The following is an 11,895-nucleotide window of genomic DNA, read 5'->3' on the forward strand; positions in this document are numbered from 1 at the left end:
TTCTAATTCTTTTAACTAGAATAATCATTATAAGGAAAGTAGGTTAAAAATGGACAAATTTTACGGTAGAAAACTCCAACTTCTCCCCACAATAAACCTTCAGGACATCCCTCCAACAAGTCTAATCATACAAGCGGTTCAAAAAGTTAAAACTCGTTTTCAATGCTTTTGTTGTGGTAATCAAAATCAACAACTTTTCGCTACTCATTTTTGTGCAAAATGTTCATCACAGTGTACGTATTGTCGAAAATGTATCATTATGGGAAAGATGTCGACGTGTACAGAGTTAGTCATTAATGAAGTTGATATGAAATTAGATACTTCAATTACTGGACTCGAATGGGATGGTAAACTTTCACCACAGCAAAAAGAAGCATCTATTAAAGTAGTTGAAGCTGTGTGTGAAAATCAGAATTTGCTACTTTGGGCAGTTTGTGGTGCAGGAAAAACAGAAATGTTGTTTGAAGGGATTGAAGCTGCACTACAGCAAGGTAAATTCGTTTGTATTACAACTCCTCGAGTAGATGTTGTTTTAGAGCTAGCGATTAGATTCAGACAAGCCTTCCCTACTATTTCAATTGCAGTACTTTATGGGGGGAGTGAAGAGATATGGGATCGGAATAGGATAACGATTTGTACAGTACATCAGTTAATGAAATTTAGGCGTACCTTCCACTTATTGATTATCGATGAAGTTGATGCTTTTCCTTATAATATTGAAACGAATTTGCACTGGGTTGCAAATGAATCAAGAACGATTAAAGGTTCTACAGTACAAATGACTGCTACCCCCTCTAGTGAACAACAACAACTTGCGCTAAAAGATAAAATTAAAAATGTAATGGTCCCCGCAAGATACCATAGGCAACCCCTACCTGTACCGAGCTTTAAATGGATTGGTAACTGGCGTAAAACGATCCGCAAATCACAAAAACTTCCAAATTCTTTAGATAAATGGATAAAATTATATATTCAAAAAGGCTGCCCCATCTTTTTGTTTGTCCCTACAATTAATGAATGTATTTTTATAGAAGAAGCTGTTAAAAAAATAACAGTTAAATCAGCATCAGTTCATAGTCAAGATCCACAAAGACATGAAAAAGTAAGTGCTTTTCGAAATGGTGATATTCAAGTTTTAATCACAACAACAATTTTAGAGAGAGGCGTGACGATTTCGAATAGCCAAATTGCAGTACTAGGTGCTGATGATGAGATTTTTACTGAAAGTGCACTAGTTCAAATTGCTGGTCGTGCTGGTAGGCATATTAATTATGCAAATGGAGAGGTTATCTTTTTTCATAATGGAATTAGCGAAGAAATGGTCAAAGCTAAAAAGCAAATACTTTTAATGAATCATTTAGGTATCGAGAAAGGTTGGTTGGATAATAAATGATTTGTGTATATTGTGGGGCTCATTTTGTTGAGAAGTTTACCTTGCATAAATTGTTTTTTCAAAAGAATGAATCAGCTTGTTCACAATGTCTAGCGAAATTTAAAAAAATTATTGGTCCTGTTTGTGAGATTTGTTGCGGTTCCATTATGGAGAATCAAAAGCATTGTCAAAATTGTATAGTGTATATGAGTTTAAAGCTAGATATGCCATTAATTATTAATAAGTCGATATTTCATTACACAAACGAAGTAAAAGAGTGGCTCAATAATTTTAAATTTAGTGGTGATGTTCAATTAGCATCTATATTTGCAAGTGATTTGAGGGAATACTATGAAAATTCTTTCAAAAATTATAAAATAGTTCCAATACCTTTAAGTGATGCGAGACTAAAGGAACGAGGTTTTAATCAAGTAGAAGTGCTCGCACAATATGCAGGTTTAAACTTAACAAATTGTTTAGAAAGAATTCATACTGAAAAACAAAGTAAGTTAAACCGTTATGAAAGACTAAGCCGAGAACAAGTTTTTTCTTTTTGTGGTGAGGAAAAAATAGAGAACGAATCAATCGTAATACTTGATGATGTGTATACAACTGGAAAAACGATACAAGATGCCGCAACCATTTTGTTACAAAATGGTGCTACTGAAGTACACTCACTAACATTAATTCGAGCATAAAGCTTGGTGGCTTGTCATGTTTAAAAGAACTTAATTTTACTACGAATTTTACCGATATAAATAGTGGTCATAGGACAGAATAAAACAAAAATATAGATAGAAGGATCGTAATTTAATAATAAAATGACGAGGTATAAAACGATTAGCGATGAGGTGAGAAAAATGAAGGATAATACATCGGATGAGGATAAAGTTCATTTATATCAATACAGCGGAGAAAAAATAGAACAAAATAAACGAGAACAAGAAGGTATAATAGAAATCTCCCCTCAAGCGAAGGATAATCAAATCGTCAATCAACAAATCGCAAAACGTGATGAACGTATACAGCAATTAAAAAAACAAATTGACGAGGGAACATACAAAGTTCAACCAATGAAAGTGGCTGAAAAAATGCTTAGTTATTTTAATAAGAAATAAAGTCATAATTAAACAAGATACACAAACGAATTGATTAAAGAAGTTAAGTATTAAACTAAATGAAATAAAGTCTAACAACCGAACCGGATTGTTACTAAAATTGTTAACTATATAAGAAGAAAGTAGGAAAGAACTTAGCAAAAATGTTAAGTTCTTTCTGTGTATAGGTAAGGAAATAATAAAGGATTTTCACACGAAACGAAAGCCTCAGTTATTTAGATCGTGAAGTTTTTAAAGTGGTCTTTTACTTTATAGTATTTTAATTTGATTTAGAGGAAAGTTAATATTAATTATTTTGACAAAAACTTAATAAAATTATGGAAAGATTTTCTTAATATATCACACAATTTTTTCTAATAATGTGATAAACTCAAATGGTTTAGTTTTTAACTTTTTATGTAGAGGTGTACATATGTTATCGATTTTAAAACGATACTTAATTGGTAAACCACTTAAGTCAACAGAGTTAAGTGAACAAAAGTTATCGAATACGAAGGCCTTGGCAATCCTATCCTCTGATGCGCTTTCTTCAGTAGCATACGGTCCGGAGCAAATTCTAATCGTTTTAACAACGGTTGGGGCGGTAGCGTATTGGTATTCGGTTCCGATTGGTATAGGCGTATTGATTTTATTATTAGCATTAATTTTATCTTATCGCCAAATTATTTTTAGTTATCCTCATGGTGGAGGAGCTTATGTTGTATCTAAACAAAACCTTGGTGTTATTCCAGGTTTAGTTGCTGGTGGATCCTTGCTAGTTGACTATATCTTGACAGTAGCGGTTAGTGTTTCAGCAGGAACGGACGCGATTACGTCCGCCTTTCCAGCTTTACACGCTCATACAGTCTTTATTGCTGTTATTTTGGTTATATGTATTACAATTTTAAACTTACGAGGACTAACTGAATCTGCTTCGATTTTGGCATATCCAGTTTATTTATTCGTTGTAGCACTTGTAATTATCATTATCGTAGGTTTATATAATGTCTTTACAGGCCATGCACCACAAACAGCTCATTCAGCGGTTGGTACTGTTGTTCCAGGGATTTCACTCTTTATTCTTTTAAAAGCATTTTCATCTGGTTGTTCAGCCTTAACTGGTGTAGAAGCAATTTCAAATGCTATTCCGAATTTTAAAGAGCCATCAGATAAAAATGCGGCAAAAACACTATTAATGATGGGGTCGATTTTAGCCGTACTATTCTCGGGAATAATGTTTTTAGCTTACTGGTATGGAATTGTACCAAATGCAGAAGAAACCGTTATGTCCCAATTAGGTTCTGATATTTTCGGACGAAATGTAATTTATTTCTTTATACAAGGGACAACAGCGCTAATCCTTGTATTAGCAGCTAATACAGGATTTTCAGCATTCCCATTGCTTGCTTATAACTTAGCAAGTGATAAATTTATGCCTAGAATGTATTTACTTCGAGGAGATCGTTTAGGATATTCAAATGGTATTATTACACTTGGTGTAGCTTCAATTTTATTAATTATTGCTTTCCAAGGTAAAACAGAAGAATTAATTCCATTATATGCGGTCGGTGTATTCGTACCATTTACACTTTCTCAAACAGGTATGGTAATTAAGTGGATTAGAGAAAAACCGGCTGGCTGGTTCCCAAAATTAATTGCAAACTTCGTTGGAGCATTTATTTCAGCAACAGTTTCGATTATTTTCTTAACTACTAAGTTAAATCAAGTTTGGTCGATATTTATTTTCTTACCTTTGATTGTTATTCTATTCTTAAGAATTCGTAAGCACTATGAAGCAGTAGGAGACCAATTAAGATTAAACAATGATATTCCTGAAAAAATTAGTGGAAATATCATGGTTGTTCCGGTTGCTGGGATTACAAAAGTAGTTGAACGTACAATGCAATATGCTCAAGGGATTGCTGATGAAGTCTATGCTGTTTACATTTCTTTTGATAAAGAAAGTGAAGAGCAAATGAGAGAAAAATGGGAAGCATGGAATCCAAACGTAAAATTAATTGTTGAACATTCTGAGTATCGAGAAATCACTAGACCTCTTTTAAAAGTAATAGATGAAATGGAAGCTAAAGCTCATGAACAAGGCTTTGAAATTACAGTTTTAATACCACAGTTTATTACGAGAAAAAATTGGCATAATGTTTTACATAATCAATCAAGCTTGTTACTACGAGCGTATTTACTTCATAAACGAAGCGTTATTGTAACTACTGTACCTTATAGATTTAAGGTATAGAAGACAGGGTATTGATGAAGGAAAAGATTTGTTGCTAAAGAACCTTCAGTAGGAAAAAAGATATAAATTTTCTTTTCTTAAAAATAGGAAAATAATAATAGGACAAGTCAGAAGGTAAGCGAATATGATAGGTAAGGAAATAATTAGAATTTTTCGTTATTTGTCGAATTCGTGAAAAAAAAGGCGATAAGCTACTTTTGACTTGTCCTAGTTTTATGATGTATAGTTGAAATGTGGAGAAGATTCACAAGTTTTCGACTGAAGGGAATGGATTTGAATGCAAGGTAAAGTAAAATGGTTTAATGCAGAAAAAGGTTTTGGATTTATCGAGCGCGAAGATGGAGACGATGTATTCGTACATTTCTCAGCTATCAACGCAGAAGGTTACAAATCTTTAGAAGAAGGCCAAGCAGTTAGCTTCGAAATCGTTGAAGGTAACCGTGGACCTCAAGCTGCTAATGTTACTAAAATTTAATTTTTTCCGTTAATAAGTAAATATTTGCTTATATAGATTCGGACCACGAGGGCTTACTCATTTGAGTAAGCCTTTGTTTGTTTTGTTTTAAATTTTTAAGTATCTTTAAACTATTATAAAAATATAATCTGATATAAACCAAAAATAGTTCATTAAATGGACACAGAGATTTCTCAAATTTGACAAAAATTTCAAGGAGGAAATTGAGAAAGAGGTGTAGAATATAAGTATGACAGCTTTCATTTTTGGAGCTTGATGAAGGAGGAAACCCATATGATGCTAAACATCCGAGGCGAAAATATTGAAATTACTCCAGCAATTCGTGATTACGTAGATAAAAAATTATCGCGATTTGATCGTTATTTTGACGAAGAGTTAACGGCGAGAGTTAATGCTAAGGTATTCCACGACAAGCAAAGAATTGAAGTAACTATTCCTGGAACGTATATGTTATTACGTGCAGAAGAAGAGCATGCAGATTTGTATGCAGCTGTCGATTTAGTTATTGATAAACTAGATCGTCAAATTAGAAAACACAAAACGAAAGTAAATCGTAAGTTAAGAGAAAAAGGTTCATTAAAATTCATGTTTGCACCATCAATTACTGAATCAGCTGTTGCGGTAGAAGAGCAAGAAAATGATATTGAGTTAGTTCGAACAAAGCAATTTGATTTAAAACCTATGGATGCAGAAGAAGCAGTTCTACAAATGAATATGTTAGGTCATAACTTCTTTGTATTCTTAAATGGTGAAACGAATAAAACGAACATCGTTTACGCTAGAAAAGATGGGCGTTATGGTTTAATTGAAGCCAAATAAAATTAATAAAAAACAATAATAAAAGGACTGAGCTGAACAATTAGCTTAGTCCTTTTTTGGTTTTTTTGCTTATTTTCAAAAATATTAATTAATTCTAATAGAACAATCTCGACATAAGGTTGTCACTTATCTTCATTTAATGATAAAATTAGAAATAGTATCTACTAACTTAATGACATTTTAGTTTATGACTTTATAATAGAGGAGCGTTACGAATGCTTGGAATGATAAAAAAGGTTTTTGATCTTAATCAGCGACAATTAAATAAAATGCAAAAACAAGTTGATCAAGTTTTATCTTTACAGGATCAGTATACAAAATTAACTGATGATGAACTTAGAGGTAAGACATTTGAATTTAAAGAGCGTATTCAAAAAGGTGAAACTCTTGATGATATTTTAGTTGAAGCGTTTGCCGTTGTTCGTGAAGGTGCTACTCGTGTGCTTGGTATGACTCCATATCCTGTACAGTTATTAGGTGGAATTTCTTTACATGAAGGTAATATTTCAGAAATGAAAACTGGGGAAGGTAAAACGTTAACTTCCACTTTACCTGTTTACTTAAATGCATTAAGTAGCGAAGGTGTTCACGTTGTTACAGTCAATGAATACTTAGCTAGTCGTGATGCTCGTGAAATGGGTCAATTATATGAGTTCTTAGGACTTACTGTTGGTCTAAATTTAAATAGTATGGAACCAGATGAAAAGCGTGAAGCATATGCTTGTGATATTACGTATAGTACTAATAATGAATTAGGATTTGACTATTTACGTGATAACATGGTTGTATACGCTGAACAACGAGTACAACGTCCACTAAACTATGCTATTATCGATGAGGTTGACTCAATTTTAATTGACGAAGCACGTACACCACTAATTATTTCTGGACAAGCAAAACAGTCTGCACAATCTTATATTGCAGCGAATGCATTTGTTGGAATGCTTAAGCTAGACAAAGATTATACGTATGATGTAAAAACAAAATCTGTTTTATTAACTGAAGATGGTATTTCACGTGCAGAGAAAGCTTTTGGCGTTGAAAACCTATTTGATTTGAAAAATGTTAACTTAAACCATCATATTACTCAGGCATTACGTGCACATGTGACGATGACCCATGATGTAGATTATGTAGTTCAAGATGGCGAAATTGTTATCGTTGACCAATTTACTGGTCGTTTGATGAAAGGTCGCCGATACAGTGAAGGTCTTCACCAAGCGATTGAAGCTAAAGAAGGATTAAAAATTCAAAACGAAAGTATGACGCTTGCGACAATTACTTTCCAAAACTACTTCCGTATGTACAAAAAACTTTCGGGTATGACAGGTACAGCTAAAACTGAGGAAGAAGAATTCCGTAATATTTACAATATGAATGTTCTAGTTATTCCTACGAACCGACCAATCGCTCGTATGGATAAACCGGATCTAGTATACAAAACAATGACTGGAAAATTTAATGCTGTTGTTGATGAAATCGTTGAGCGTCACAAAGCTGGGCAACCAGTTCTAGTTGGTACAGTAGCGATCGAGACTTCAGAATTAATATCTCAATTGTTAAAACGTAAAGGTGTTAAACACGAAGTATTAAATGCGAAAAACCATGAACGTGAGGCTGATATTATCGCATTAGCTGGTCACCGTGGCGCAGTAACTATTGCGACAAACATGGCTGGTCGTGGTACAGATATTAAATTAGGTGAAGGCATTCGTGAGCTTGGTGGATTAGCTGTTATTGGTACAGAGCGTCATGAAAGCCGTCGTATTGATAATCAGTTACGTGGTCGTTCTGGTCGTCAAGGGGACCCTGGTGTGACAACTTTCTATTTATCAATGGAAGATGAATTAATGCGTCGCTTCGGTTCAGACAATTTATCAGTTATGATGGACCGTTTAGGATTAGATGATTCTCAACCGATTGAAAGTAAAATGGTTTCTCGTGCAGTTGAATCCGCACAAAAACGAGTTGAGGGTAATAACTTTGATGCTCGTAAACAATTACTTCAATATGATGATGTATTACGTCAACAACGTGAAGTTATTTATGCTCAACGTTCTGAAGTTATTGATTCAACTGATTTACAACCAATCGTTAAGAATATGATTGAAGGTACTATTAACAGAGTAGTTCAAGCTCATACTCCAAACGAGCAGCTTCAAGAAGAGTGGAATTTAGAAGGAATCATTGATTTCTTAGAAGCAAACTTATTAAATGAAGATGAAATTACAGTTGAACAATTACGTGTAATTGAACCAGATGAAATGGTTGAATTAATTCAAAAAACAGTATTCGAGCGTTACGAAGAAAAACAGGTAGCTTTACCAGTTGAACAAATGCGTGAGTTTGAAAAAGTAGTATTATTACGTACTGTTGATAACAAGTGGATGGCTCATATCGATTCTATGGATCAACTTCGTGAAGGAATCCATTTACGTGCATATGCACAAATTGATCCACTACGTGAATATCAAATGGAAGGCTTCGCAATGTTTGAAGAGATGATTGCTTCAATTGAAGAAGAAGTGTCTCGCATTATTATGAAAGCTGAAATTGAAGCTGACGTTGAGCGTGAAGCTATACAAGGCGATGCAATTCATGTAAGTAATGATGGTGAAGGTGAAGTAAAGAAAAAACCAATCGTAAAAGGCGAAGAAACTGGCCGTAATGAAGATTGTCCTTGTGGATCAGGTAAGAAGTATAAAAACTGCCACGGTAAAGGAATCTAATATAATAGAAACTATATGAAAAGGGGCAAGGGCAAGTAGTTATTAAAAGAGAGGAGTAACTTTCAAAGGTTATTCTCTACTTTACTACTTGTCTTTACCTGCTTTTTATTGTTCGTAAAATTTAATCGAGGTGTTATGTAATGGAATTAGTAGAAGTAAAGCAAGAACTAGAAAAGATGGCGAAACGCCTTCAAGCATTTAGGGGGTCTCTTTGACGTCGAAACAAAACAAGCAAGACTAGATGAGCTTGAGGCGTTTATGTCAGAGCCAGATTTTTGGGATGATCAAAAAGCTGCACAAGTAGTAATTAGTGAAGTAAATGGTTTAAAAGAGGTTATTAATGAATTCAATGATTTAAATGATGGATATGAAAATCTTGAAGTAACATATGAGTTAGTTAAAGAAGAAAATGACGATGAACTATTTGAAGAACTAATAACTGAAGTAAAATCATTAACTGGAAAACTGAATGATTTTGAACTTCAATTATTATTAAGCGAACCATACGATAAAAATAATGCAATTCTTGAGCTTCACCCAGGAGCAGGTGGAACCGAGTCTCAAGATTGGGGTTCAATGTTATTACGTATGTATACAAGATGGGCTGAAAAACGTGGATTTAAAGTTGAAACTTTAGATTATCTACCTGGTGATGAGGCTGGTATTAAGAGTGTAACTTTAGCAATTAAAGGCCATAATGCTTATGGCTATCTAAAAGCGGAAAAAGGCGTTCATCGTTTAGTACGTATATCTCCTTTCGATTCATCAGGTCGTCGTCATACTTCCTTCGTTTCTTGTGAAGTAATGCCTGAGTTCAATGAAGAAATTGAAATCGATATACGTACAGAAGATTTAAAAATTGATACGTATCGTGCAAGTGGAGCGGGTGGTCAGCACATTAATACAACTGACTCAGCAGTACGTATTACACATGTACCAACTAACACAGTAGTAACATGTCAAACAGAGCGTTCACAAATTAAAAACCGTGAACATGCAATGAAAATGTTAAAAGCAAAGCTATATCAACGTAAAATAGAAGAGCAACAGGCTCAATTAGATGAAATCCGTGGAGAACAAAAAGAAATTGGCTGGGGAAGTCAAATTCGTTCATATGTTTTCCACCCATACTCAATGGTTAAAGATCATCGAACAAACACAGAGGTTGGTAATGTACATGCAGTAATGGATGGAGATCTTGATCCATTTATTGATGCTTACTTACGTTCTAAGATTTAATGTTGAAAAATGGGCTGATAGGATTGGGGGAAACTTCTTTCTTACCAGCCCTAAACTTTGGGGATAAAAGAGGTATATTTTATCATTTAGTTGTCTGTAAATCCATCTTTTAACCTAAAACATCTTCTATCAGGCAGCCCGCTAAACGCTTGCAATTAGTCTGAACAACAAGTTTTTTGGACTTTGTCTAAACGGACATCTTCTAAGTTAGGAGATGTTATTCTTCTGAACTTTTTTCTTTATGGGGTTAGGAAGGATTCTACCTTACTAATGTGTGGGAGTTACATGAATCATATTTATTTTTAAGTTGATTTACAAATTGAAGAAAGTAAATTTTGTTTATATGTAATTAAATCTTATTGTTTTTTTCATAATAAAAAATAGAGAGAATATCCGATAAAAAGGATATAAAATAGAAAAGTTGTCTGTAAGTGAGAAATATTGAGGGGGATAAGTTTGAAAAAGGTCAGATATTCTACTGCTCTAACTGTAGGGTGGGGAAAAACGTTTTTTGAGTACTTTTTTGTATTAATTGGTTCTGCAATTATTGCGGTCGCGTTTTGTGTGTTTTTATTACCAAATCATATTGCTTCTGGTGGGGTAAGCGGTATTTCGACGATTCTAAAGAGTACGATGGGATTTAATCCTGCTTTCGTACAATGGGCATTTAATATTCCTTTATTTATTGCAGGTGTAATTTTCTTAGGTAGACAATTTGGCGCTAAAACATTAGTTGGAACAATTTTTATTCCACTTGTTGTTTATTTAGTTGATTTATACAATATAAAACCTGCAACTGATAATCCACTTTTAGCATCAATTTTTGGTGGACTATTTATTGGTTTAGGTCTAGGAATCGTGTTTCGTGGGAAAGCATCTACTGGTGGAACAGATTTAGCAGCACAAATTGTTCATAAATATACTGGTTTATCACTTGGGATCTGTGTAGCATTTATAGACGGATTAATTGTTCTTACATCTGCAATCGTGTTTAATCTTGAAAGTGGTATGTATGCACTAATTGCACTTTTTGTTACGAGTAAAACAATCGATTTAGTTCAAATTGGTCTTGCTAGATCGAAAATGACACTAATTATTACTTCAGAAGTGGAGCCTGTAACAACCGCAATAGTTCACGAATTAGATCGTGGAGTAACAAAGCTAACCGGTGTTGGTGGATATACAAATGAAGACCGTTTAGTATTAATGTGTGTCCTTGATCAATCTGAATTTTCTTCTTTACGTGATATCGTTCGGTCAGTTGATCGAAATGCTTTCATTACAGTTGTAGATGCAACAGAAGTTCTTGGAGAAGGTTTCACAAATTTGACATAAAAAGGAAAAATTAATACTTTTATTAGTAGTAGACTATAGTTATGGGATTTTTAAAGGGGCGATGATTTTTGTGAAGAAGCTACTTCTTGCTTTTATAACTGGTGGTATGCTGTTAACGATTACAGCATGTGGTTCAAATAATAATTCAAGTAAAAATAATGATTCAGGTGAGCCGGTTTCAGTTGCTAATGGGGAAAAGTTATTTAAACAAAGCTGTGCTAGCTGCCATGGTGGAGAACTAGAAGGTATAGTTGGACCAAGCTTAAAAAAGGTCGGAGCGAAATATTCAGAAAAAGAAATAGAAAATATCATCCATGATGGTAGAGGTTCAATGCCTAGTGGAGTTGTTCAAGGAAATGACGCGAAAAGTGTAGCGAAATGGCTTGCGACTAAAAAATAAAATGTTTTAAATTCTGTAGATAAAAAATTAAAGAAACAGACAATTTTCTGTTAATTAGAAAAGGTCTGTTTCTTTTCATTTTAGTTACATTTTTCCATAATTTGTTAAGCAAGCCCTTAAATCGTCCGAAGTTAATCTTGACTATTATTAAAATGTAACATAAATTTATCAATTT

10 protein-coding genes are annotated in these 11,895 nt (G+C 33.8%); all 10 read left to right on the forward strand.

Annotated features, from left to right (window positions below; translation table 11 throughout):
• The first annotated feature begins 49 nt into the window (after positions 1-49).
• Positions 50-1,393, forward strand: coding sequence for a DEAD/DEAH box helicase (locus EP747_RS10215; RefSeq protein ID WP_129689772.1), 1,344 nt, complete (start codon positions 50-52; stop codon positions 1,391-1,393).
• 146 nt (positions 1,394-1,539) lie between these two features.
• Entirely contained in the window at positions 1,540-2,070 is a 531-nt protein-coding gene (locus EP747_RS10220) for a ComF family protein (RefSeq protein ID WP_165346979.1), read from the forward strand.
• A 162-nt stretch (positions 2,071-2,232) separates the two neighbouring features.
• Positions 2,233-2,490 carry a flagellar biosynthesis anti-sigma factor FlgM gene (locus tag EP747_RS10225; RefSeq protein ID WP_165346981.1) on the forward strand — a complete coding sequence of 86 codons (258 nt, stop codon included), beginning with the start codon at positions 2,233-2,235 and terminating at the stop codon, positions 2,488-2,490.
• A gap of 412 nt (positions 2,491-2,902) precedes the next feature.
• Complete coding sequence (locus EP747_RS10230) at positions 2,903-4,723, forward strand: APC family permease (protein WP_129689775.1); 1,821 nt, start codon at positions 2,903-2,905, stop codon at positions 4,721-4,723.
• Positions 4,724-5,000: 277 nt separating this feature from the next.
• Positions 5,001-5,198 (forward strand): cold-shock protein CspD, encoded by a 198-nt coding sequence (cspD, locus tag EP747_RS10235; RefSeq protein ID WP_056469532.1) that lies wholly within the window; start codon positions 5,001-5,003, stop codon positions 5,196-5,198.
• A 273-nt stretch (positions 5,199-5,471) separates the two neighbouring features.
• A complete protein-coding gene (gene hpf / locus EP747_RS10240) occupies positions 5,472-6,017 on the forward strand; it encodes a ribosome hibernation-promoting factor, HPF/YfiA family (protein ID WP_129689776.1) in 546 nt (181 codons plus the stop codon).
• 215 nt (positions 6,018-6,232) lie between these two features.
• A complete protein-coding gene (gene secA, locus EP747_RS10245) occupies positions 6,233-8,746 on the forward strand; it encodes a preprotein translocase subunit SecA (RefSeq protein ID WP_129689777.1) in 2,514 nt (837 codons plus the stop codon).
• Positions 8,747-8,886: 140 nt separating this feature from the next.
• Positions 8,887-9,985 (forward strand): peptide chain release factor 2 gene (gene prfB, locus EP747_RS10250; protein ID WP_235832815.1). Its coding sequence is split into 2 segments (ribosomal slippage): positions 8,887-8,949 and positions 8,951-9,985, totalling 1,098 coding nucleotides; the frame shifts between segments, so codons are not numbered across the junction.
• A gap of 456 nt (positions 9,986-10,441) precedes the next feature.
• Positions 10,442-11,320, forward strand: coding sequence for a YitT family protein (locus tag EP747_RS10255; protein ID WP_129689779.1), 879 nt, complete (start codon positions 10,442-10,444; stop codon positions 11,318-11,320).
• A 70-nt stretch (positions 11,321-11,390) separates the two neighbouring features.
• Positions 11,391-11,720: a cytochrome c551 gene (gene cccB / locus EP747_RS10260; protein ID WP_419179296.1), complete on the forward strand. Its 330-nt coding sequence runs from the start codon at positions 11,391-11,393 to the stop codon at positions 11,718-11,720.
• Positions 11,721-11,895: the final 175 nt, after the last annotated feature.

It is taken from the genome of Gottfriedia acidiceleris (genome assembly GCF_004138285.1).
GTDB classification, from domain to species: Bacteria; Bacillota; Bacilli; order Bacillales; family Bacillaceae_G; genus Gottfriedia; species Gottfriedia acidiceleris_A.